Below are 24,719 nucleotides of genomic sequence, written 5' to 3' on the forward strand. Positions count from 1 at the left end.
CCATCTTACGATCGGTTTGTGAACTCAATATGAAATGCGCGGCTGGAATCCTGCCCAAAATGCCGAGCCTCCGAACTGCCTCTCAGTGCCCGCCCGCCGCCATTTCCGGCTTTTCCCCTTTCGCGGGAATCTCGAGCTTCGAACGCCCCATGAAAAAGACGACGGCAAGCGCGAGGCCCGCGGGCACGAGCGACCAAAGGAACATGTGCGAGATCGAGGACGACAGCGCCTCTACGATTTTGTGCAGCGTATCCTCGGGAATATGGGCGCGATTTTCCGGCGTCAACGATTGACGAATATCGCCGAGCGCCGCGCCGGCGCCCTGTCCGTTGTCCGTGCCGGCGAACGCTTCCTTCATCTTGTCCGCGAGCGTGTTGCGCTGCATGATGCCGAAGACGGTCAGGCCTACCGTCATGCCGAGCGAACGCACGAACGACATCGTCGAGCTCGCCGAGCCGCGCTGATTGGCCCCGAAGCCGTGCATGCTGGCCATGCCGAGCACGGAGAACGAGAAGCCGACGCCGACGCCCGTGACGATCATGTACCAGACCAGCGTCGCCCTCGACGTGTCCGGCGTAATCGTCGACAGCAGCGCGGCCCCGATCACGAGGATGACGGCGGACAAGATCATGACATTTCGATAAGACGTCTTCATGGCCAGAAATGCGCCGATCTGGGAAGAAACGACCGAGCCGAGCGTCAGCGGGAGCAGGATGAGGCCCGAATTCGTCGCGGAGCCGCCGTTCACGCCCTGCACGAAGATCGGGATATACATGGCGAAGGTGATGAACGCCGCGCCGTAGAACAATCCCGCTACCGTGCTCGAAGCGAACAGCCGCTGCCTGAACATGCCGTACGAGATGATCGGATCCGCAGCCTTCGTCTCCGCATACAAGAACACCGCGAACAGCACGAACGCCGCCGCGAACAGCGAGACGATCTGCGCCGAGTCCCACGCATACGTGCCTCCGCCCAGCTCCAGCGCGAACATGAGGCTGACGACCGCGCCGACGAGCGTGGAGGCGCCCCACCAGTCGATGCGTTGTTTCAGATGAACGCGGGATTCCTTGTAGCCGAAGACGATCAGCGCCAGCGCGACTAGCCCCAGCGGGAGATTGATGTAGAAAATCCAGCGCCAGTGGACATGGTCGGTAATATAGGCGCCTAGGAGCGGCCCGGCCAGGCTGGAGGTGCCGAATACGGCGCCGAAGATGCCCGACATGCCGCCGCGCTTTTCGACCGGAATGACGTCGAACAGGATCGTGAAGGCGATCGGTACGAGCGCACCGCCCCCGATGCCCTGGATGGCGCGATAGATCGACAGCTCGGTAATGCTGGTCGCCGTCCCGCACAGGATTGAACCGAGCAGGAACATGATCATGCCGAAAATGAAAAACCGCTTGCGGCCGTACATGTCGGACAGCTTGCCGAAGATCGGCATGCCGGCCATTTCCGTGACGAGGTACGCCGAGGTGACCCAGACGATCTTGTCGTAGTCTCCGAGCTCGGAGACGATCGTCGCCATGGCGGTACCGACGATCGTGTTGTCGATGGCCGCCACGAAGATGCCGAGCATCAGTCCGGCAAGAACGATGCCCAGCTTGTTGCTTTGCGAAGCGCTCATGATTAAACCTCCCGTAAACGATAAGTATCGATTTAAATGCGTACGCGCTGACCGACCTTGGCGCGCGAGTCTACGCGCAGCTCGCGCCGGTATTCGACGCGTCCGATCGTGCAGCCGGGACCGATGACGACATCCCCGCCCCTTACGACATCGGCTTCCGTGTATTGGAGCTCCACCTGGTCGCCTTCGATCGTGCCCGCCTTCAGCGAAGCGGCTCCCGCAGGCGACACCAGGTTTTTGAGAGCGCTCATCCGGCTTCGCCGTACGCGAAGCTTGCCGCCCCCTAGCTCGCCTACGGAGCTGGGACCGTACAGACCGAGCTCCAGCCGCTCGGCGCTGAGCAGTCCGCCGCAGACGATGGCGCCGCGCAGCGCAGCCTCGCCGAGCTCCGCGTCGCCATCCACGGCGAGCTGGCCGTAGAGCTTCACCTTTTCGCCGCGCAAATTGCCCTTCACCTTTAATTCGCCCGTGCCGCCGATTTCTCCGCTCGCAAGGTTTGACTCGACGCCGCAAGTGCCGGTGAGCTTCACCGCTGCCGCCGTCAATGCGCCGCGTATCACGACGCTGCCGGTGCAAGCCAGCTTGCTGCAGTCCACGTCTCCGCGGAACTCGCACTCGCCCGTGACCTTCACTTGGCCGAAGACGCCTCCGTTCGAGGAGCTCGTGCCGACCATTTTTAATGCGGGCCGCTTCGGATTAACCATTTGTTTTCGCCTCCTCGCCGATTCGGGCCGACGGATGCTTGCGAAGCTCGGTCCGGTACTCCACGCGATCGATGACGCAGCCTTCGCCGATCGCCACCCGATCTCCCCGCACGACTTTTACCGTCGCATGATCCAGTTCGATGACGTCGCCTTCGATAAGATCGACGATGAGCTCCTGCGCAAAGCTCGGCAGCATCCGCTGCCAAATCGATTGCCAAGCGCCGGTACGTCCTTTGCCGATGCGGATCGACTCGCCGCCGATCTCCTTCGCGGCGCCTCTGCCCTGCAGCTTCAAATCGATCCTGCCTGCGTTGAGCAGCCCGCCGATCTTGAAGGCGCCTTCCCCTTCGATCACGTCCACTTCGCAATCCTCTCCGACGGTCAGCATGCCGTTCAAACGCACCCGCTGCCCCGAATAAGCGCCCTTAACGGTGATCACGCCGTCGATCGCGGCCGTACCGGCCCTTATGCCGCCCGAGACGTCAAGCGTGCCGTCGAGGTCCAGATCGTTTGCCGTCAAGTGACCCTCTACGCGGATGCGGCCGTCCGCGTCGATCAGCTGCGCTTCGATATCGGTCGCCACCTTGCAGACGCCGTTTAGCGCCACGTTCTTGTAGACACCGCCCGCCGCCGTACCGATGCCGTCCATTTTCAAATCGCCGATAATCTCGCCTGCCATCGTTTCTCATCCTCTCCTTAGTTCAGCTTGCTCCTCAACTGCTCCGCGATCTCCGCCATCTGCAACCTGGCAACGATCTTGACGCCGGCATCGAAGTGCAGCGCAGATGGCGCCGCGGCGAGAGCGAACATCGACACGCCCATCTTCCGCATGAATAGCACCTCGCACGGCTTGCCTTCGTAACGTGGAAAGTGGTCGCGCAGCGTCTCCATCAGCAAGCCGCTCTCCTCAAGGCTGATCTCTCCATCGGACAGCAGCTGATCCGTTGCGTACAAAAACAGCAACTGCGCAAACGAGTACGCTTCCTCGCCGTTCAGCTGCGCCGGCGAGCTATGCCGGTTGATCGAAACTTCCGAAACAATGTTACGTTCTATTAACTCGCGTTTGGATAACGATAGATCGGTTTGAAAAGGAGACAGCTTGTCGGCCAATTCATCCAACGACAAATCTTCCTTCATATTCATGATTCGATCGATTCGCGCCAGTATCATATCCTTCGGGAAAAACGTCTCCTGCCCCGTGAACGTAGACTTGCGGATGAACCATTCCTCGGGAATCAGCTGCTTGCGCTTCCAGCGATACAACTGGCCGTAGGAGATGCCCATAAGCTCCAGCAGGTCTTTTTTGGAGATCAATTCGCGCTCCATGTTCCTCACCTCCGAGAACAGTGTAACATAACACTGTTACGTTGTAAACGAGCGTGAATGAGCGAGCTGCGAATTTAATTGTAATAGGCGCGTTGGAAATGCGCTTCCGTCTGAGGTAGCTTAACGGTCTCGGTCTCTGGACCGAGCGTAAGGCATTCGGAGGTTGCGCGAGAAAAGCGTGTACCGGGGCACGCCCAAAATAAAAAGCCGACTCATTTTGAAGTCGACTTAGATCCTTACCATCGATATTTACAATTACCGGCGAGGCTGGCGCACGGCCAGCGTTTGCTATTTTTTATTCATAACAACGTATCTCGAATAATCGGGCATGGTCCAGCCCATTCGTGCCGTCGATATCCACGCGCAGTTTTATCACATTCTCCCGATTCACTTTTCGGACCATTTGCCGCAGGTAGTTATTATGGACTGAAAACAACAGCTCGTCTTGAGATTCAGGGTCGGCGTAGCCCGCCGTCACACGAAAGTCCTTGATCGTCTCCGGCTGCGGCCCCCATTCCATCGTATTCAACACTTCATCGGAATGGGTCAGGGTCAGTCTGCGATGCATGCCTGTGTCGAAGACGAACACGATCTCGCTGATCGACACTGGCGCCGGCCACTCCAGTTCGATCCAAGGCGCCGGGTCGCCGGGCTGCGACATCCAGCGGTGCGTTCCGGGGACGGTCAGTTCCGGTCTGGCGCCACCGGGTCCATGCATCGATCGGGTATAGCCGTCGGTTAAGTTTGCGGCTCGGCCTTCCGGCTGTTCGGAAGAAGCGCGAATGACCGCACTTGACGCCAAGTTATCCTTAGCCGACGCGATACCCGGTAAATAGGCATCCTGTTTCAAAAGCTGCCGTTGAACGTTCTGAATGAACGCCATGTTGGAAAGCGCATCGTTAAGCGTTAACCCGGATTGAACGATTAAAGCAGCAGCCGTGCCCGCGCCTTGTCCCATGGCGGCGCAGGTCCCCATCACGCGCGTACTGGAGAAAGCGATATGCGATGCCGAGATGTTTCGTCCGGCGAACATGAGATTTTCAACGTTTGCGCTTATCAGCGCTCTAAGCGGGATGCCGTACACATACTGGCTGAACGGTTGATGAGCCGGATTCAGCTCGGTTGCATCGATGCCTTGGGGCGGATGCGTGTCCATCGGCCATCCGCCGTATGCAATGACATCGTCAAAGTGACGCGCTTGTTCCAGATCCGCCTGAGTAAGCAAGTATTTTCCGATAAAACGGCGCGACTCCCTTTTGCCCGGAACGAACCCGAACCAGTCCAGCGCCCAATTGTCCGATTCGGGATGATTGCCGCTGTTCTTGATATGATCCCAGACGCCCAGCATAATCGCCAGCAGTTCGTCCCGAATCGTCTCGTTATCGGCTATCGTGTCCATCATGCCGCCGAATTCGACCCACCAATAGCCGTATTCCCAGGTAGCGTGGTTACGAAACTTCAGATCGTCTTCCGAAAATTTACGCGCCCAAGCGGGCGGTATGAATCGCATAGGCCGCCCGGTATCCCGGGTGGTGAACAAAAGCGACGATCCCTGTCGATACGAATCCCCGTTCTCGCCGGCGAGTGTCTCCCCATACTCGCTGGCCGCCTCGCGCCCTGTCTTAAATAAGGCGCCCGCTTCCATACCTAGCCGTCCGTCCCCTGTGCAATCCATATACACTTTCGCATGGATCCGGAACCGGTGCTCCGTGCTCTCTCGAACCGCCAGAACGGATACAATCCTTTCCTCCTTCACCTCCGCTTCAATCACCGTCGTGTTCAGCAATAACGTCAGATTCGGCTCGGCCCTGCATTTCTCGTAAAGGATCAAGTCGAACATCGAAGCGCTCCGCTGGGGATTGCGAACAGCGTTTTCCAGTAGGATTTCCTCAATAATTCCGCCTTCGCGCGCTTCCGTTTCAAGCTCCTTTCTCCGTTTGGAGTTAGCCGCCCCGACGATATGCATCCGTATTTCGGAAGAAGCGTTTCCCCCTAGCACAGGCCGATCTTGGCAGAGCACGACCTTGGCACCGTTGCGGGCGGCTGCAACCGCTGCCGACACGCCCGAGATTCCTCCCCCGGCTACTAAAATGTCAGCCTCCAATGTCTGATTCGCCACCAAAAGAAGATACCTCCGTTATGATCGAGTTTCAGTACAGAACGGCTTTCATCGCCTATCTTCAGCCGTAACGTCCGTTGATCGTCTCTCCCAGCCAGGCTCCCTGACGGACAAGCCTGCGCTGCAAAGTCTCGATATCGATGGCGCGCGTCTCGCGCAAGCCCTGTTCGGCCAGAATCGCCGCTGCAGTGCCGGCGGCTTCGCCCATGGCGAAGCAATTCGGCATGACCCGGGTGGAGCCTTGGGTCGCCCGGTCGGTCGAGATCGCCCTGCCCGCTACGATGACATTGTCGATGCCGACCGGCAGCAGCGCACGATAGGGGATGCCGTGCGACTCTCCGGGCGGCAGATGGACCATCGTCATGCCGCTCGTCGGCTTCGCCATATGAATATCGATGAAATACGCGTTGCGCGCGATGTCGTCCGGGAACGAACGACATTTGAGAAAATCGTCTGCGGTGACGATGTAATCGCCGACGATCCGGCGAGTCTCCCGGATGCCGATCTGCTCTCCCGTCAGTGTGAGAAAGGCATTCTCGAAGCCCGGGATCGATTCCCGTAGCCATGCCGTGATGTGCTCTACGAGCGCGCGGCCTTCAATCGCGCCGCGCGTGAGGTCGTCCGCGTTCGAGCCGTCGATCCCGAAGACGTGCCCGAAGTTAAATCCCGCCGTATGGTCGTTCAGCCAAGAGATGCCGGCCCAATCTCTCGCCACGCGCAGCCTCCCTTTGCTTTTCGCCTTGTTGATCGCATGCTTCAGGTCGCTGCCGTGGATATCGGCGCCGGCGATAAATTTTTTCCGGTCCAGGTTGTTGAGGACAAAGCACATCGTGCCCGGCTGGAGCTCGCCGTCGTCCCCGCCTTTGACCAACCGCCCTCCCGCCAGATGCGTAAGGTCGGCATCGCTCGTCGCGTCAATAAAGAGCGAAGCCTTGACCGCTTGCGTCCCGGATTTGTTGTGAATGACGACTGCCTCGACCATGCCGTCTTGCTGAAGAACGTGTCCGACGAACGTATGGTACAGCACTTTGACGCCGGCCTCCGCCATTTTATGGTCCAACAAACGTTTTAACACTTCCGCGTCAATCGGCACCCAATCGAGCTCTTCCCGCCATTCCTCCTGGAACGAAGCCTCCATCTTCTGCTTCATATCGTCGAGGATCTCCAGGCCGATGCCTCGGATCACCGGTTTGACATGATCGGTATACGGACAAAAGGCGGGAACCTGCGACACCGTCGCCATGCCGCCCAGATATCCTCTTTGCTCGATGAGCAGCACGGATGCCCCGTTCCTGGCAGCGGCGAGCGCGGCGCCGACTCCGGCCGGACCGCCTCCGGCCACGACGACATCCACATTCGCGTAGACGGATAATTCGCGCGCCGGCAAGAGAAGCGTTTGTACGGGATCGGTCAATGGAAACACCTCCATGAATTTGTTTTCATTGTACCGCCATCAAAGCTTCATTTTTAGTTTCATTTTTGTTTCACTTTTCCCTATAATGTAAGCAGAAGAAGCGAATGCGAGGAATTTCATCATGCCGAATAAGAAGAAGATCACGCTGCAAACGATAGCCGATCAAATGGGGCTGACCGTCCATACGGTATCCAAGGCGCTTCGCGGCTTGCCGGGCATGTCCGAAGAGACGCGCAGCGAAGTGATCGGACTGGCTGCCCGACTGGGATACCGGACGAAGGAACAAGAGCGGGGCATGGCGGTGGAGCGAATTCCGATTTATTCCTCGAAGCCCCGGAGATTCGCGTTTATCGTCCCTCATGAGGGACTTGTCTTTATTCATCAGAAGTTATATGAAGGGGTCCAATCGAGGCTGGCGGCGTTCGGTCATAAGCTCGAGATGCTGTTTGCGCCGCCGGGCCAAGGATCCGAGGCGGCATTCGATGATTGGGCGGACACAAATGGCCTGCATTATACAGACGGTCTTTTTCTAACTCCGATGATCGCCGCAAAAATCGAAGAACAATTGTTACGCTTGCCTGTAACCAAAATATTGCTCAACTATCCGCCGCCCGCCGCCCAAGTGGACAGCTTGATCTGGGACGTCTCCTCCGCCGTTCATCAATCCGTGCGATACCTGCTGGATCGGGGACACCGGCGGATTCTGTATATCGGAGACATTCGTTTGCATCGAGGCTTTCGCCTGCGTTGGCAAGCATTCCAGGAAGCGATGAATTCGGCCGGATTGTCCGCGGAAGAAGACCGCCACCTGACCCGGGCCGGATCGAAGGAATGGTATACCGCCATGCTGTCGAATCTGCTCATACGGGAGAAGCCAACCGCGATTCTCTCCGGCCTTGAGCAGGATCTGGCCTGGGTGTATTACGGATGCAGCCTGCTGGGCCGCCACATTCCAAGCGACTATTCCCTGATCGGCCTGGAGCATGCGCCGAATGCGCACCTGCCGGATTTGACCAGACCTGAGCTGCCTGTCAAGGAAGTTGGCGTTCGCGGAGCGGATCGCATGCTGTGGAGACTATCCAATCCGAATCTTCCCTACGAGCATATCCGGCTCCAAGGCGGATTCCACAGAGGGTCGACGGTATTGGAGGCTCCTGCTGAATGAGATCGTATAAGCCGGCCTTCACAGCGCGATTTTCTCATACACCTGCCAGTCCAGCTCTATCGTTGCCTGCTTAAGCTGCTCGTCGATCCATCTCTCATAATTCGTTTCGCCCTTTTGCTCCAGCAGCCGCTGCTTGAGGGCGAGAACCGCGTTTGCGACGACATATTGGTAATAAGCCGATTCGCTTAATTCGCGAGGACCGAAGATGACCTGGCCGGCGGCAACCCGCCTGGCGCGTTCCCGGTTCTCAGTCTCCCACGCTTGGAGAAAGGCGTCATAACCGACTGCGGCATGAAGTCCCGCCTCAACGGCTGCTTGTTCGCGAATCCGATCTTCCTCCAGGAGACGCAGCGTCGCTTCCTTCAGCCTCTCAAGCGATGATTTTCCGCCGCAGGATGCGCTCCAAAATTTCGGTTCGTTGGGATCCAGGCCGTAAGTCTGCTGGCAGTACGTCATCATCTCCCCGCGCAGCCTCGGCATCCGGGCTTTAAACTCCTTCAGTGTCACAGCCTCGCCGTTCACCAGCGCCACCACTGCATGACCATTCGTTGGCTGAGCGTGCCCTGCAATCCTGTTTGGAGAGGAAGCGGGCAACGATCCGAACGATCCTGAAGCCAAGCACACAAGCGTGAGCGCTGCGATTAATCCCGCTATCTGAAATACATAAGGTCTTCTCCGATCGGTCCTGACCATCGCCGCTTCCCCTCCTTGGATTCGCATTACTGTACGACTTTTACGTCGTCGATCCGGGCTGTACTGGACACCATGCGAATGCCGATTTTGCCAGCCGCCAGCGCCGATGAATCCGTCCATTGGACAAGCTGAACGCCATCTACGAAGCCGGTTATGGAAGGACCGGCGACGTTCACCTTCATCGCCGCCCATTGACCGGGGTTGACCACGCAGCTGGCACTGCTAACGAGCGTCATGGTGCCTCCGCTTTTCTTATACAGCTCGGCCTTGTCCCCACTGTCGTTCAAGCGGAACAAATAGTAATTGGCATTGTCTGCGTACCGGAATAGCAGTCCTGCATTGCCGTAAGTCGTAAGCAGCTTGACTCGCGCCGAATACGTATAATTACTCCAGGTTCCGTTGCCCTTATAAGCCACCGCTTCACCGGCTGGCGTATTTTGCGATAGCGTCAGACTTCCATCCATCGCCGTCCCCCAGGAGCCGCCGGAGACCGTCCAATCGCTGATATCACTGTCTTCAAAGTCGTCGGACAGAAGCGTCACCGGCGGCGTAACCGAGCCAGGGTATTCGAAGGCCCCTATGTCCGGTGCTCCATTGTACAGTGCGTTTCCATAAAAGTCCTTGCCGCCGTTATTGGCAACCGCCGTTCCTGCATGGATCAGAGGAGACGTCGACAGAAGCTTGTACCCGTCCGCCGTGGCGCGGCCAGTAGCGGTATTCGGACTTACGAATTGCGGGTTGCCTACGATTTTGTTCGGATCGCTTGGCACGCTGGCGTTCAAGCCGTAGAAGCTGTTATGATCGTAAGTCATTCTAGGGCTATTGGTATATTGTCCGCTTGCTCCGTTGTAGAAAATATTGTTCGTATAATAAGCCATCCCGGTGTCGCTGGCATGCGTCAGCGCCCGGTTCTGCGTTCCGGAGCGGTAAATAACGTTGTTGTAAACGTAAAGATTGCCTCCGCCGTTAACCAGGTTAAATGCGCCGTTGCCGTCGAGGTCATTTTGACTGATATTGTAGCGGAACGTGTTGTCGTTCGTATTGTTCATCACGAGCAGCGTGCCGCCCTGATTGTTGTGGCTGTAATTGTATTGGTAAACGCTTCCCGTTACCTGAATGTCAAAATCCCACGGTTGACCGTCGCCTTCAAGCTTGCGGGTATCGAATGCCTCGTTGTATTGAAACACCGCTCCCGTCGTATAGTACGCCCACTGTGCCGCGACTACGGCAATGTGGTCTAAATAACTCACGATGCCGGTGTTCACGTTGCAAGCGTTACCTATCGCATTGGTTGTATTGTACTCAATGAGGGGCGCTGCGGCAGCCCGAACGAGGATACCGTCACGATGAATTTTCTCCACATAGTTGCCGCGGATGACGACATTCTTGAATGCGTCGTACTTATGCGCCCAACCGCTGTTCGAGAACGCATCCGTCATCGTCTGAATGCCCGTATCCGCAACGTTGACGACCGTGTTATTCTCGATCAGAATGTCGTCCCAGGTGCTCTCGACGGACGTATTCGATCCTCTGGCATGGAAATTGATGCCTCCCGTACGGCGATCGGTGCCGAACACGTCATGAATGTCGATGTTCTTGATATAAATATGTCTGAAATTCCCGGCACCGGTCCCCTCACCTACGACAAGAACGCCGCTTCGCCTCATGTCGGTCGGCTGCTCTCCGCTCGTGATTTCCAGATTATTGATCTCCCAGTAGGATACGTTGCGCAGACGAACGCCGAATCCTTCTCCGTTTACGCTCGTATTGCCGAAATGGATCATCGGTTTGGAACCGCTTCCATATCGATCCACGACAATAGGGCTTCCGCCTACTCCCGAGCCCTTCAGGTCTAAATATTGATTGCTCCACACGCCTCCGGCTTTAAGCAAAATGCGGTCTCCCGGTGCGAAAGTTACCGCGTTCACCTTGCCGAGCGTCTTCCATGCCGACGATTCACTCGTTCCCGAAGCGTTGTCGTCGCCCTGCGCGGCGTCCACGTAATACGTCGTGCCCGCTGCCATGGCAACCGGTGACACGCCCGGCATCAGACTCGCCAGCAGAAGGCAAGCAAAAACAAGCAAAGGCAGTACCGCTTTTCTTCGTTTCTCCATTCGCCATCGTTCCTCCTTTTTTACAGGGCGTTCGAACCTTTTCCCCGTAGCTTCATCATAAGTGGAAACGCGTGTCGAGCGCGTACAATCTCATTGCCTGTTGAAGTGCAAAGTTTTGACTTTATTCCTCCGTCTCTCTGGAGCTATTGTTCTGGAACTTATATTCGCTCGGGCTATTGCCGCTGTATTTTTTGAACACTTTGGAAAAATAGGCGCGATTGGAGAAGCCGAGCGTGTACGCCACGTTTTCCACCGTTTCATTCGGCTGGCTGAGCATCGTAATCGCCATATTCATCTTGTATTGGTTGACGTAATCGGTAAAATTGACGCCTGTCATCTTTTTGAAATATCTCGAGAAATAACTCGCATTCAGATGCAGGTGATTCGCCATTTCCAAGGAGGAGACCATGCGGTCGATATGTTCGTCGAGGAACCGGTCGATCTCCTGCAGCCGAATCTCTTTTTCCTGACCGGATACCGGCGCCAGCGTATGCTGTCTCCATAGATTCCGCAGCTCCCGCTTGGTTAATTGCGCGGCTTCCTCGACGTGTACGGCCTGTCCCAACAGAATGAAGAAGCGGCTCTCGGCGATGCCTTTCGATTCGAACACCATGTGACGGACGAGGTCGCCGCAAATTTCTTTGACCACCCGCGGCAGGAGTCTCTCGGCGACGACCTGCTGAATCCAAGGATTGATGGCCATATCGATCCATGCGGCATTGCCTTCCTCGAGTGCCAGCGACAGCAGGCTTCGTTCTTTTTCCCATCCCCGCTCCGGCATTTGCCGGAATCCTCCCGATTGTCCCACGACGGTAATTGCCGATGCCTCCGGATTGCTCTCGTAGAAGAGGTTGTCCCGGCGGTCGCTCAGCGTTTTATAGACGGTATCGAATTTCTGCAGCGGCACGGTCTGCTCCGCATAAAACCCTCTCACCTTGATTTTCAAATAGTGATCCGCCTTAGCGCGTACCGATTCCATGAAATCGATCAGCGGTTGATAAGAAGCATCAGGGCCGGTCACATTCCAAACGAGATAAATCCCCGATTCCTGCATTAAAATCGGCGTAATCGCCCCATGCGCCGCGGATAATTCCATGGCAATATTGTTCACTGCGAAATGAATCAGGCGTACATCCGCGTAGCCGTAGCGCTCGATCAAGGAAGCGGCGTCGACATGTAAGAAGCCTTGGCGGAAATAAGGAAGCTTCCAGGAGATGCCAAGGCGTTCGCCTAATACGAGCATCTGAGCGGCATCGATTCCAGGAGACAGCAATTGCGCCAGCAAGCTTTGCAGCAGCACCTCTTTGTTGCGTTCGACGGTCTGCCGGAGCGAATATCGTTCCAGCAGCTCCTCTCTGTTGCGAAATCGATTTTCCGCTTTCCGCAGACTTGTCCTGAGCTGATCGATCGATAACTCATCCTTGATGAGATAATCGTCGGCCTCGAGCTGGAACGCCCGTTTGGAATATCGGAAGTCTTCATAGCAGGTCAGGAATACAAGCCGGACCTCCGGCTTGGCCATCCGGAACGCTTCGGCGAGCTCGAATCCATCCATGCCCGGCAGACCGATGTCGACGATGACGACGTCCGGCAGCGTCTCATGAAAATCCTCAAGCGCCCGATCGCTGCTGGAAGCCGAAGCCACGAGCTTCAGCTCGATATCGAGAGATTCCAGCAAATACGCCACATACTCAAGCATCGGGACATCGTCATCGATCAGCATGACCTTCATCATGATTATCGGTCTCCTTTCCGATCGCGATCGGGATGTAAAAGGTAAAGATCGTACCGCCGCCTTCGCGAGCCGCTGCCTTCAGCCGCGCCTGATCCCCGTACAGCACTTGCAGTCGGCGTGCCGTGTTGACTAGGCCTACGCCTTTCTCTGGCTGCGACGGCAGCTCGTCCCCCAACCCGAGCATCCTCCGGTTCAAACGGGTGAGGTTCTCCTCGCTGACCCCCCGGCCGTTGTCTCCGATGGCGATCACCAGCATGCGATCATGAACCGCGGCGCTCAGATCGATGGTCGGATTTTCCGGCCGGGCGGACAATCCGTGTTGGATCGCGTTCTCGACGATGGGCTGCAGAAGCAGCCTCGGCAGCTCGATCGATTCCGTTCCTTCTCCTAACTCGTAATCGAACGCAATGCGCATCCGGTTGCGAATTTGCATGACCTGCACATAGCTTCCCAGCACCTTGCACTCTTCGGCCAGCTTAAGCGGTTCGTCGATATGAACGTAGGCTCGCAGCAGCTTCATCAATGCGTCGATCATCGTTCCGTGCGGCTCGTCTCCGCTGAGCAGCAAGCTGACTTTGATCGAATTGAGCGTGTTCAGCAGAAAATGCGGCCGAATCTGCGCGGCCAACGCTTTAAGCTCCAGCAGGCTTTTCTCCTCCTGCTCGCTTTCCACCTTTTGCAGCAGTCCGTTGATGTCGTCCAGCATCTGGTTGAACGCGGCGGACAGAACGGCCACCTCGTCTTTGCCTTTCACGGGAATACGAACATCGCGCTTGCCCCCGACGTACTGCTTGACACTGAGTCGCAGCATGCTGATGGGTCTGTTGATATGGCCCGCCCAGAACAGGGACAGGATGAGGAACGCGAAGAAAAACAAGCCCACCAACGATAGGGACACCAAAAACTCCCGGTTAATCTGGCTGTCGATAAACGTTCGAGGCATCTTGCTGGTGAGTTCCCAGCCCGTCTTCGGTATGGAAACCCTTGTCGTCAGCATGCCGCCGGAATCCGCGGGCACGCGCTTGCCTTTAACGGCAATGATCTCGCCCGACCGGTCGGCGAGCGTGAAACTCATGTCGGGATTGCCGGTGTCCAGCAAGCCGTGGAAATACGATTGAGGAATCCCGACGAACATGGTCGCCAGCTTCTCGCGATTGCGCGGATCGACGATATAGCGGGCTGCATAATAGTAGTCCGGAGCGACGTCAGCCTCGCCGGAAGCAAACCATTGCAGTGCAGTCGTTTCCTTCTCATCCAGTCGACTGCTTTCCCGCAAAAAGGACGGCGGCAGCGCAGAGAATACGGGAACGGATTTATCGCCCATGATCATTCGGTTTTTCTTATTTACGATCATCATCTTCAAGTTGGCATCCGCCGATTGCATCAACAACAGATCGGCCACGGAATCGAGCCGCATGTAAGATTGAAAAGTCGCGAAATCGGCAAAGCTTTCGGCATCCTTCAGATGCCGAAAGCTTTCCAAAATATCCGGATTGTACGTTTGGGAGAAATATACCGATGCGAAGGAGATGCTGTCGATCGTCTTATCCAGTTGATTCGCAATGACCGTCAGCGTTTCTTCGTTGGAACGGGCAAGCTTGTCGCTTACGTTCTGCTTAACCGAAGAATAAGCCCAAAAGGTTACGGCAATAAACGGCAAGAGGATAAGCATCAGGAACGAGAACTGCATTTTGCGGTGAAACGAAAATCGGCTTAACCATTCCATGGCATCGATCAACCACCCGAAATCCCATAATACGCTTTATTATAGCTTATCCCAGGCCGACTCCCCGTCCGTTAACCGCTTTATTTGTTCGCATCGACCACTTTTTTCACTTCATTTGTCATCGTCGTCTTCACTTCATCGAAATTGAGGTGATTCAACATATAACTGGAGAAGCCGTTCTCCACGATCGTTTTCAATTCGGATCCATAAGGCACGCTGAACGCGTTCGGCACTTTGATGCGCGGATCGAACAACGTCTTGGTCAACGATTCGGTGTCGATCAGATTCTGATTATCTTTGAAAAAGTCTTTGATCAGCGCGGCTCCATCGGCACCTTTGTAGGCGGGAACTTCGTTCGTGTACTTGGAAGATTCCTTCGACATCCATCTCACGAAGTCGTACGCCGCTTCCTTATGCTTCGATTTTGCGCCGATCGCAAGCGGAGCGCCGGAAATGTTGGTCATGCCGACTTCTTGCGAATCGACGGATCGCGGAATCGGCGCGTATACCATCTGGAAGTCGTGCGGGAACTTTTGCAGGTTCAAGCCGGCTCGCACGACATAGCTAGGCACCGCCAGCATGCTGGCATTGCCGGCAAAAAACTGCTGCAGGACATGGTAGTTGGATGCCAGCACATCCGCATAAGGCTCTACGCTCTTGTCCTTCTCCTCCATCTCGCGACGCAGTTCGAAGAAGTACTTGAAGGAAGGATCGTCGAAGTTCGGGTTCAAGTCGGCATCCAATTGCGGATTAGGGCGTTCGGTATAAGCGATGACGTTGGCATATTCGCCCCAAGTGTGGAAGTACGTCCCGTAATGTCCGTCCACCGTCAGCTTCTTGGCATAATCGCGGAAGTCATCCCAAGTCCATCCCATCTCGGGAAGCTTAAGACCCGCCTTCTCAAGATGCTCCCGATTGAATACGGTGAGCCATTGCGTCGAGCTCGTCAAGAGACCGTAAATTTGATTATCGAACTTAACTAACTTTGTATATTCGTCTTCCGGGTTTACCTTTTCTTTGTCAAAATACGCGTTCAGCGGCTCCACGACGCCCCTCGACGCCCGTTCAAGCACTTCGTCTTCATTGCCGGTCATGAACACGTCAACGACTTCGCCGCTTCCGATCATAATGTCCAATTTTTTCACAAAATCCGTACTGTTGCTGTTCTGTACGAGCGAGACGTATTCGACTTCCACTTTGTCCTGCGATTGATTGTACGCCTGAACGGCCTTATAAGTCGGCTCATCCGGATTGTTCGCTTTAAACGTATAGAATTTGATCTGTTCTTTGTCGGCCGCCTGCCCGCTTGCCGTGGATGCATTCGTCCCGGAAGCATTTGTCCCGGATGCGTTATTGCCGTTGTTGCTTCCGCATGCGGCCATGGAGAGAACCACGAGCAGACTCGTTGCCCACAATGCTGTTTTCTTCAAAATCATTTCCCCCTTTAGTGGATGCTGCAAGCTCATTATACAGCCCTTGATATGCCTATACCGTCTACAGAATTGAGTTGTTTGCGTATACATTTTTGACCTGCCAAGTGCCGATCATCCTTTGACCCCGCCGATCGCAATTCCGTTTATCACCTGTTTTTGCAGCAGGAGGAACAGCACGATCAACGGTACGATCGCCGCTACGGAAGCCATCATCATCACCGCGATTCGCGTGCCGAATTCTTCCTGGAAAAATTGCATGCCTAGCGGAATCGTGAATAGCTTCGTCGAATTCAGCATGATGAGCGGCCCTTGATAATCGTTCCAGGTCCAGATGAATTTGATGATGCCCACCGTCGCCAATATCGGCTTGCTCAAGGGGAGCATGACGTTCCAAAATACGCGGAAGAATCCCGCGCCGTCCAATTCCGCCGCTTCGAGCAAATCGTTATGGATGCCCGCCATGAATTGGCGCAGAAGGAATGAAAAATAGCTGGAGAATATCCCCATCAGAATCAGTGCGGTGTGCGTGTCGTACAGCCCTATTTCTTTAATCATAATATAACGAGGAACTAAAGTAGCCTGCTCCGGAATCATCATGAACGCGAGCATCAGGCTGAACACCAGTCCCCGGCCTTTGAATTCCAGTTTGGATAGCGCGTATCCGGCCATGGAAGAGATCAGGATCGTCGCCAGCGTGGAGATCGCCGCAATCTTGATCGAGTTCATATAGAATAAGCCGAAGGAGACGTCGCCCAGCCATACCGCTTTGAAGTTTTCAACCAAATTCCATTCCTTCGGAATCCATTGAATCGGGAACGTCCACACATCCCGTTCCGTCTTGGCGGCGGCGGACAGCATCCAGAACAGCGGCAGCAGGAAAAATACGGATAATGCCGCAAAGAAAAGGGTCAAAATCAGCCTGCTTGTCTTAAGCCTAGTCAATATCATCGCATGAGTTTCCTTTCATATGGCACTAGTAATGGACTTTCCGGTTTTGCGAGATCCAGGTAATCGAAGTCACGAGCAGAATCATCAGGAACAGCGCCCACGACATGGCCGAAGCATACCCCATGCGGAAGCGCTCGAACCCTTCCTCATAAATCTGGTACACAATGACCGTGCTCGCGTAATTCGGGCCTCCGTTCGTCAAAAACTTAATCAGATCGAACACTTTGAAGGAAGAAATGGTGCTTGTGATCGCCAGAAAGAAAATCGTCGGCCCCAGAAGCGGAACGGTAATGCGCCTGAACTGCTGAATGCCGGTCGCGCCGTCGATTCTGGCGGCTTCGTACAGTTCTTCCGGAATGTTGGACATCCCTGCCAGAAAAATAATGATCTGATAGCCGAGAACCTGCCAGATATAGATGACCATAATCGCGATCAGCGAGAAGCTCGTATCGACCAGCCAGCGCGGCGGGTTAGACATCCCCATATCCATCAGCATTTGATTCAGCGGTCCCTTGGACGGGTGATAAAGCGCCTGCCATACGGCGGCAATCGCGACGGTCGAGCAAATATACGGAATAAAGAAGGCCACTTTAAAATACGTCTTCGCATACAGCTTTTTATGAATGAGCGCAGCCAGCACGATGCCGATCAGCATCGTGAGCGGTACTGTGCCGACCGTAAACCATACATTGTTCTTCAAAGCAAGGATAAAATGATCGTCCTTGAACAAGTTAACGAAGTTGTCCAGTCCGATAAACCGGATCGCCGACAAGCCGCCTACCAGGTTCCACTCCGTAAAACTGAGCACGAGACTGGAGATCAGCGGAAACAGAGAAAGGACGATCAGGCCGACGACTTCCGGCGCGATAAAGATCCACCCGGCCCATTGTTCTCGCCGCTTGCGCGTCCAATAGGTTTTTGGACGGACAGCCGCGACCGAATCGCGGGCAATCACTTGATCATTCATTTGCGCTTACCTCCAACTAAATATGTGGATTCATTGTAGCAAGAGGCTTCGGACATTGCGGTACAGCCTTGCGACTCTTTGATGTGCATTATTTTGACCTTTCGGGCATTAAAAAAAATCGGGACGCATCGCGCCCCGATTTCTGCCTTGCCTATGTATTCAGTCGCCTTTATTCAGTCGCCGATCAACAGCGCTCTTGCCGGCGCCGCATCGATCCCGGTCATCTTCAACGGCGCTATGACGAGCCAATAAGAACCCGGCGCCACTTCCTTCAGGCGCACGCCTTCGACGATGACGACGCCTGCGCGCATCAGCGTGCGATGCGTCGGGTACTCCGCCTGCGACCGCTCGATGCCGAGCGCGTCCGTGGCGGCGACCGCAATGCCGATATCGGCCAGGTAGCGCGCCCCGTCTTCGCGCAGGAAGACGAAGTCCATCAGGAATTCCTCGCTGTACGAGCTGCTCGTCTTGAACAGCAGACGCTCGCCCTTCTGGATGTTAAAAGGAACGAGATCCTCCTTCGTAATCAAATCCTTGACATGCGTCAGGTCAAGCACGCGCGCCGGTCCGACCAGCTGCTCCAGCGGGATCGTCTCGATCGTAGCGCCGCCCGCCAGCATGTGAAGAGGCGCATCCACGTGCGTGCCCGTATGAACGTTCATCGTCAGCAAGCTTTCATGCGGTTTGCCCTGATCGTGATTCTGTACGTTTTGAATGCTCGGTTTTTTGGCTTCGTAGTTTTTCCAGACCTGCATGCCTTCTTCGATCGTCATGCTGATGTCGTAGATGCGCGGCATCCGTTTTCTCCTCCTCCGAATAAAGGCTGCCCGCGCAGGCGGGCAGCCTTTTACATTACTTGCCGGTGTTGCTGACCCAAATGACGTTGTCCTCGTCCTGTCCGTTCACCGGCCACCAATGGAAGCCGTCTTGATGCAGCAGCTTGTGCGCCTGCTGCGGTCCCCAAGCGCCGGCGGAGTAGTGGGCAAGATCGGCGGCATGCTCCTGCCAGGCGGCCGCGATCGGATCGACCAGCTGCCAGGCGGCCGCAAGCTCGTCCCAACGCGTGAAGTAGGTCGAATCCCCGCGCGCCGCGTCGAAGATCAAACGTTCGTAAGCTTCCGGCGTGTTGATGCCGACCTGGCAGCTCTGGCAGAATTCCATCGCCACGGGTTGTACGGTCATCTCGTTGCCCGGTTTTTTGGCGTTGATCCGGATGTAGATGCCCTCCATCGGATTGACGCGAATGACCAGCAGGTTCGGCTGGAGCTGTTGACGGCTCGCGAACAGCAGGTTGCCCGGCACGTTCTTGAACTCGACGACGATCTCGGTCGACTTGACCGGGAGCCGCTTGCCCGTGCGGACATAGAACGGTACGCCCGACCACCGGAAATTGTCCACGAACAGACGCGCCGCGAAAAACGTCTCGGTCGTCGAGTCCGCGGGCACCGAATCTTCCTCGCGGTAGCCCTTCAACGCCTGGCCTCTTAGCTCGCCCGACGTGTATTGGCCGCGGATGACGCGCTCGCGCACCTCGTCGCCGGACTTGAAGTTGCGCAGGGAGCGCAGTACCTTGACCTTCTCGTCGCGGATCGCTTCGGGATCGAGATGGCTCGGCGGCTCCATCGCGATCATCGTCAGCATCTGCAGCATATGGTTCTGCACCATGTCGCGAAGCGCGCCGGATTTGTTGTAGTAGGCGCCGCGTTCTTCGACGCCCACCGTCTCGGATAACGTGATCTGGACGTTCGCGATATGGTGCTTGTTCCAGAGCGGCTCGAAGAAGGCGTTCGCGAAGCGAATGACCTCGATGTTCTGCACCATTTCCTTGCCCAGGTAATGGTCGATGCGGAATACTTCATCCTCCCTGAAAACATGGCGGATCTCTTCGTTCAACTTGGACGCGGACGGGTAGTCGTAGCCGAACGGCTTTTCGATGACCAGCCTGTGCCAGCCGGCGCTCTCCAACATGCCGCCGTCGCGAAGGTTCCGGGAGACGGTGCCGAACAGTTCGGGCGCCAGCGCCAGGTAGAAAAGGCGATTGCCGGCGATCGAATAGCGCGCTTCGAGCGCCTCCGTCGACGCCTTCAGCTCGCGGAAGCCGTCCACGTTGCCGATGTCTAGCGAATGGTACGTGAAGCGCTCCGCGAAGTCCTGCCAATCCTGGCCCTCCCCGATCTTGTAGCGGCAAAACTCCTTGATCGATTCGAGGACGTCTTCGCGGAATTGCGCGTCCGTGCGCGGACGCCGAGCGAGGCCGACGATGGCGAACTTGTCGCCTAGTTTGCCTTCGCGGTAGAGGCTGTACAAAGCCGGGAACAGCTTGCGGCGAGCCAGATCGCCCGTCGCGCCGAAGATAAAGTAGACCGCGCCGTCCGCGGTTACGTTGTCGATCAATTGGTCCGTCATGTGTTCGTCAACTCTCTATGCGGTAGGATAGCGTTCGCCCGAGCTCCGGCCGGATCGCCGCAGCTTCTGTCGGACTGCATCGCTTTAAAGCCCAATTTTGACCCGTACTCATGCACAGTAGTTTATCATAATTGACTTCGCTAAGCTATTCTTTTGGCGTTTTTTGACAACTGTCCTGCCGGTGTTTCAAGCGCATGCGGATCGGGTAATTCAGCATAACTTTTAGAATAGGGAAAATCGGCCGAATGCCAAGGAGGTCAGCGATTATGGCCATACGTTTCAACAGCTTGTACGGTCCCGCGCGTCTTACGTCCCGGGTAACCCCCGTCAACAGAGTGACGCCGCTCTTGCCGTTCCAGGATGTACTCGACGAGGAATCGTACCGGTACGTTCGCGACGAAGACGATACGCGACGCGCGCCTGTACCTGCTCCGCTGCCTTCTCACGTCAAGCGCGCCGCCCAAGCCGCCTCGTCCGTCGTGAAGCAGGCGATCGAAGTGAACTACGCGGTAGACAAAGTGTACGCAAGTCCGTCCGACGCCGCGATGACCGAGCTTCAGGACAAGGCCGAGAGCCTGAGCCGAAGTCTCCAAGCCGAGCAAGAGCTTCAGCTCGATCCGGGTATCGGAGAGCGCCTCTCGGCCGCTTATTCGCCCATGGGCTGGCGCAGGGTCGCCGAACCTTTGGCCGAGCAAGCCCCTTGGCGGATGATTCCCATCCGCGAAGCGATCTATACCGATCAGATGCAGCTGCAGTCCCTGTATCCCGATACCGGCCTGCTGCTCAGCGCGGAAGCTTGAATATGATCTTGTAAAAGGGACGTTGCGGCGATATGCTGCGCGTCCCTTTTTGCGAAGACGAACAAATCGCTAGATCCCCTCGGCGTAGTCGGCCAAGCTGAGCGTAGCCTCATTCAACTTGCGCAGCGGCATCTCCTCCGCGGTCGCCGCCAGTTCGAGCCGGTCTCCGTCCAGCGTCTCATAGACGACGCCAAACGCATCGCCGAACGCCCCCTCGCCCTTCCAAGACGGCCCCCGACCCACCATCAGATCGGCATAGGCACGCAGCAAACCATTGGGACCGATGCTCTGAGCGACGATGCCCAACCGCTTCGCCGCCTGCCCCGCGTCGGCCGACTCGACGACGAAGCCGTGACGGCCGGGTGCGCCCTCGCAGTCAAAGCGGCTCGCCGACTCGACCGCCCTGCAGTCCCCGAACAGATAAACAGTCAGCAGCACGCCGGACGCGTACCCGAACCACGCTCTTTCCCGGAAGATCCACTCGCCCTTCGGCAGGATGCCTGCTATTCCTGCTTCCGCCTTCGGGTACAGCGCGATCGCCGTCGCGCGGTGAAAAAACGTTTCTCCGCCTTCCGACGCATGACGCGGATCGCCCGGCGAATACCCGTCTCCGCACGGGAAAAAGTAGAGCCTGTTCGCGCCCTCGACGGCGGAGAGCGGCAACGTCACTTCCCAGCGATGCTGCTCGTTGTCGAACTCGGCCGCCCGTTCGAGCAGGCCGCCGACCGCGAATCCGCTCGTGCGGAATAAATAGCTATGCAGCGGCGCCCGCGCTTCGCCCACAGGATGGATACGCCGCTTCGTCTCCGTTGTCGCGGACCGATCCAACGCCGCCTGCCTGGCGGTTGCCGGCGCCTCGTGCAACAGGAAGCCCGCATATTCGACCCGCGGCAGCGAATCCGGCAGCGCGAAGTCGCCGAATTGCACATAATCGAAGGCGACATTGCCATCTCGCGGCAGGTCGGCAGGCAGGCTGCGCATTCGCCCTCCCGCCCAGGCACCGCCCAGATAATGCCGCGCGCGATAAGTCCAGAGCGCATCCAGCAGTTCGGCGGCCTCCGAACGGACGGCCGGGTCCTTTACAACGTCTTTGACGCACACGAACGCTTGAACCCAGTGCCAGAACCACGGCAGGGCGCCGTATTCCGCCATGCCTTGCGCCCTCACGCGCGCCAGGGTCAAGCGCAGGTCGCGTAAACCCGCTTCCAATAGCTCCGAATCTTCATATCGATCGCCGAGCAGCAGCTTCGTGGCCGTATACTTGGCCTCGTGATGGCCGAAGGTCCGCTGCGCGACCCGGTAGTAGGCGCTGCCGTACAGTCTGTCGATCGCCTTCGCGACAGCCTGGGCGAGCGTCTGCTCCATCTCCGCGCCATAGCGGTCCGCGAACCAGATCAAGAGGCAGCCCATCAGCTCGGCGGGCAGCGGATTGATCGGCGCTAGCCGAGGCTCGGGGTGCAGGCCAAGCGGCCAATGGCCGTATGTGGCGCTGCCGGGATCTCCATCTTGAAGCGCCAGTACCTTCAGCAGTACGCCGGACGCCAGTTCTTTGCCCGCCTGCCGGTCGCAGGGAGCCTCGACTTCCGGATCGCCGCAGATCGCGAACAGGGCCGACGCCGCGTAAAAATTGTTCCTGATATCCCCATGCGTCCACAATCCGCTATCCAGCAGCGGCTCCGACCAGGCAGCAGTCGCCGCCTTCAGCCGCACTTCCGCCAATCGCGATTTCATCTCCGTCACGCTTCGCACGCTCCCCATTACTGGTTAATCTCCGCCGAGCGGATTCGGGACTCTGGGCTGCGCTGTTTGAACGGTATCCCTTTCGCTCAGGTAGAGCTGTTTTACTCGTTTGAACAGTTTCCCTTTCAATCAGGCAAAGCTTCTTTCCTCTTCTTTTAACGATATCCCTTTCGCACAGGAACCAACTTGATCGAAATCAGATAATAACCGATGCCTTCCCCCACGTTGGTCTCATGTCCCTGTTCGAAGGGGATATCGTTTAAACGCCGCGAACTGCGAATGAAGACCGCTTCCTGACGCAAGGGGATACGGTTCAAAGGCTCTGCCGCCTGCATAAACTTCCAAGTCGAGCACGATAGCCCGCCAGCCAGCCAGCCCTACCTTTCTCCAATCGCCTTCGCAACGTCTCACATTAATTCTTCTACGCCACGGTCGCCGTCTCCTTCGAAAGCGAATGCTACCCGTAGCTAAAGTAGCTGCAGCTAGTGACAGTTCGCACGAATGCCAGACGAGTCCCCGGCCCTGGTCTGATAATAAATATACCGTCACTCCCGGTGACGGTATTCGATCTTTGCACTTTAATATTGACTTGAGGATCCGCGCTTGTTAACGCCGATCGTCAGCCATCGGTCCCGGCCGGCCGAGCAGGTAACCTTGGGCATAAGGAACCCCCATCGAGACCAGCTTGTCCAGCTCCTGCTGCGTCTCCACCCCCTCGGCGATCAGTCCGATGCCCATTCGGTCGGCGGCTTCGACGAGCGTGCCGAGCATATGTTCTTTGAACGTATCCGCATGCAAGCCGCTGACGATCGATCGGTCCACCTTGATGAAGTCCGGTCTCAGCTCGACGATCGACAGCAAGGAGGAGTAACCAGCCCCGACATCGTCGATGGCGATCTTATAGCCTTGGCTCCGGTAATGCGCCAGCACGCGCTGCACCGAACCGAAGTCCCGGATGCTCGATCGCTCCGTGATCTCGAAGACGACCTGATCCGGCGTCAGCCCGTGCGACTCGAGCAGCGCCAGCGTCTTCCAGGGCGCGAACTGCGGCGCGTCGATGATGCGGGGAGACAGGTTCAAGAACAGCTTCTGCTCCTTCGCGAGGCCGGCGCTGCCCGAGATGGCCCGCTCCCTGGCAAGGCGGTCGAGCGCATAATCCTTGCCTGCGCGTTCCGCGAATTCGAACAACGGCAGCGGCCCGCTAAAGACGTCGGAGTCCATCGGCCTCGACAGCGCCTCGTAACCCAACGGCCGACGCTCGCGAATGTCCACGATCGGCTGATAGACGGAACGCAGCGCCTGATTTTCCAGCAGCCGCTCCAATTCGCCGAGCCGGAGCGCGTCGTCCAGCGCGTCCTCGTGCTGCCCGCTCTGCATCGCCTCACGCGCCATCTCATGCAGCTTGCGCCCGGTCGCCTCTCCTCGCTTGAATTCGCCGAACGCGCAGCCTGCGCGAAGCGACGGCATGCCGGGCAGCTCCTCCGTCAGCGCCGGCTCCAGCAGCCGCTGCTTGTACATCCTCGCGGACAGCATCAGCTCGCGTCTGAAGCGGCCCGGCTCCTCCTGCTTGGCCGCGCAGAAAAAGAGCATCAGGTCGTTATGCAGCCACTTCGCCGCGTACGGCATGGCCGACTCCGAGAAGCTTTCCTGGAGCAGCTCCTCCGCCCTCTTTTTCCACCTCGCCTCCACTAGCGAAGCTGCGCTCCCCGCAGCGCCGCTCCAATAGAAGTACAGCAGGGCCGCCTCTCTGTCCGCTACCCTGGAAATGCCCGGCCCCGGATACGTTCCCAACGCCATCGTGTCTC

Annotated in this window: 19 protein-coding genes; 2 read left to right on the plus strand and 17 right to left on the minus strand. The window is 56.9% G+C overall.

The genetic code is table 11. The features are described 5' to 3' along the window. Positions 1–82: 82 nt before the first annotated feature. From BM235_RS14925 to BM235_RS14950, 6 genes are all read right to left on the minus strand, one after another. On the minus strand, positions 83–1,624 hold the full coding sequence (locus BM235_RS14925; RefSeq protein ID WP_090114535.1) for an MDR family MFS transporter: 1,542 nt from the start codon (positions 1,622–1,624) through the stop codon (positions 83–85). A gap of 32 nt (positions 1,625–1,656) precedes the next feature. After that, entirely contained in the window at positions 1,657–2,328 is a 672-nt protein-coding gene (locus BM235_RS14930; protein WP_090114537.1) for a hypothetical protein, read from the minus strand. Then, the gene (locus tag BM235_RS14935; RefSeq protein ID WP_090114539.1) at positions 2,321–3,007 is read right to left on the minus strand and encodes a hypothetical protein; all 687 of its coding nucleotides are present in this window, start codon (positions 3,005–3,007) and stop codon (positions 2,321–2,323) included. The genes BM235_RS14930 and BM235_RS14935 overlap by 8 nt, the downstream gene beginning before the upstream one ends. 17 nt (positions 3,008–3,024) lie before the next feature. Further along, complete coding sequence (locus BM235_RS14940) at positions 3,025–3,654, minus strand: YhbD family protein (RefSeq protein ID WP_090114541.1); 630 nt, start codon at positions 3,652–3,654, stop codon at positions 3,025–3,027. Positions 3,655–3,949: 295 nt separating this feature from the next. Beyond that, complete coding sequence (locus tag BM235_RS14945; RefSeq protein WP_255374396.1) at positions 3,950–5,773, minus strand: FAD-dependent oxidoreductase; 1,824 nt, start codon at positions 5,771–5,773, stop codon at positions 3,950–3,952. Positions 5,774–5,834: 61 nt separating this feature from the next. Further along, positions 5,835–7,187, minus strand: a complete 1,353-nt coding sequence (locus BM235_RS14950; RefSeq protein ID WP_255374384.1) for an FAD-dependent oxidoreductase — start codon at positions 7,185–7,187, stop codon at positions 5,835–5,837. Between the two features lie 121 nt (positions 7,188–7,308). Between BM235_RS14950 and BM235_RS14955 the strand changes: the two genes are divergently transcribed. Continuing rightward, positions 7,309–8,352: a LacI family DNA-binding transcriptional regulator gene (locus tag BM235_RS14955; RefSeq protein WP_090114547.1), complete on the plus strand. Its 1,044-nt coding sequence runs from the start codon at positions 7,309–7,311 to the stop codon at positions 8,350–8,352. Positions 8,353–8,370: 18 nt separating this feature from the next. On the opposite strand, the gene BM235_RS14960 is transcribed toward BM235_RS14955, so the two are convergent. From BM235_RS14960 to zwf, 9 genes are all read right to left on the minus strand, one after another. Continuing rightward, on the minus strand, positions 8,371–9,045 hold the full coding sequence (locus BM235_RS14960) for a hypothetical protein (protein ID WP_143106682.1): 675 nt from the start codon (positions 9,043–9,045) through the stop codon (positions 8,371–8,373). Between the two features lie 26 nt (positions 9,046–9,071). Next, the gene (locus tag BM235_RS14965; protein WP_090114551.1) at positions 9,072–11,159 is read right to left on the minus strand and encodes a 3-keto-alpha-glucoside-1,2-lyase-like domain-containing protein; all 2,088 of its coding nucleotides are present in this window, start codon (positions 11,157–11,159) and stop codon (positions 9,072–9,074) included. A 121-nt stretch (positions 11,160–11,280) separates the two neighbouring features. Further along, a complete protein-coding gene (locus BM235_RS14970) occupies positions 11,281–12,894 on the minus strand; it encodes a response regulator (RefSeq protein ID WP_090114553.1) in 1,614 nt (537 codons plus the stop codon). Next, the gene (locus tag BM235_RS14975; RefSeq protein WP_143106683.1) at positions 12,869–14,620 is read right to left on the minus strand and encodes a sensor histidine kinase; all 1,752 of its coding nucleotides are present in this window, start codon (positions 14,618–14,620) and stop codon (positions 12,869–12,871) included. Before BM235_RS14975 ends, BM235_RS14970 begins: the two co-directional genes overlap by 26 nt. Positions 14,621–14,700: 80 nt before the next feature. Beyond that, positions 14,701–16,050, minus strand: coding sequence for an ABC transporter substrate-binding protein (locus BM235_RS14980; RefSeq protein ID WP_158543835.1), 1,350 nt, complete (start codon positions 16,048–16,050; stop codon positions 14,701–14,703). Positions 16,051–16,164: 114 nt separating this feature from the next. Further along, positions 16,165–17,001: a carbohydrate ABC transporter permease gene (locus tag BM235_RS14985; RefSeq protein ID WP_090114559.1), complete on the minus strand. Its 837-nt coding sequence runs from the start codon at positions 16,999–17,001 to the stop codon at positions 16,165–16,167. A gap of 25 nt (positions 17,002–17,026) precedes the next feature. Continuing rightward, the gene (locus BM235_RS14990; RefSeq protein ID WP_090114561.1) at positions 17,027–17,968 is read right to left on the minus strand and encodes a carbohydrate ABC transporter permease; all 942 of its coding nucleotides are present in this window, start codon (positions 17,966–17,968) and stop codon (positions 17,027–17,029) included. 173 nt (positions 17,969–18,141) lie between these two features. After that, the gene (locus BM235_RS14995) at positions 18,142–18,765 is read right to left on the minus strand and encodes a cyclase family protein (RefSeq protein ID WP_090114563.1); all 624 of its coding nucleotides are present in this window, start codon (positions 18,763–18,765) and stop codon (positions 18,142–18,144) included. Between the two features lie 55 nt (positions 18,766–18,820). Beyond that, entirely contained in the window at positions 18,821–20,374 is a 1,554-nt protein-coding gene (zwf, locus tag BM235_RS15000) for a glucose-6-phosphate dehydrogenase (RefSeq protein ID WP_090114565.1), read from the minus strand. Between the two features lie 266 nt (positions 20,375–20,640). Here zwf and BM235_RS15005 point away from each other — a divergent pair, with 266 nt between their 5' ends. After that, a complete protein-coding gene (locus tag BM235_RS15005; RefSeq protein ID WP_090114567.1) occupies positions 20,641–21,174 on the plus strand; it encodes a hypothetical protein in 534 nt (177 codons plus the stop codon). Positions 21,175–21,243: 69 nt separating this feature from the next. Here the strand turns inward: BM235_RS15005 and BM235_RS15010 are convergent, their stop codons facing one another. Together BM235_RS15010 and BM235_RS15015 are read right to left on the minus strand one after the other, a co-directional pair. Then, positions 21,244–22,914: a hypothetical protein gene (locus tag BM235_RS15010; protein ID WP_143106684.1), complete on the minus strand. Its 1,671-nt coding sequence runs from the start codon at positions 22,912–22,914 to the stop codon at positions 21,244–21,246. A gap of 606 nt (positions 22,915–23,520) precedes the next feature. Beyond that, entirely contained in the window at positions 23,521–24,711 is a 1,191-nt protein-coding gene (locus BM235_RS15015; RefSeq protein WP_158543834.1) for an EAL domain-containing protein, read from the minus strand. Between the last annotated feature and the right edge of the window lie 8 nt (positions 24,712–24,719).

The organism is Cohnella sp. OV330, from assembly GCF_900112065.1.
GTDB lineage: Bacteria > Bacillota > Bacilli > Paenibacillales > Paenibacillaceae > Cohnella.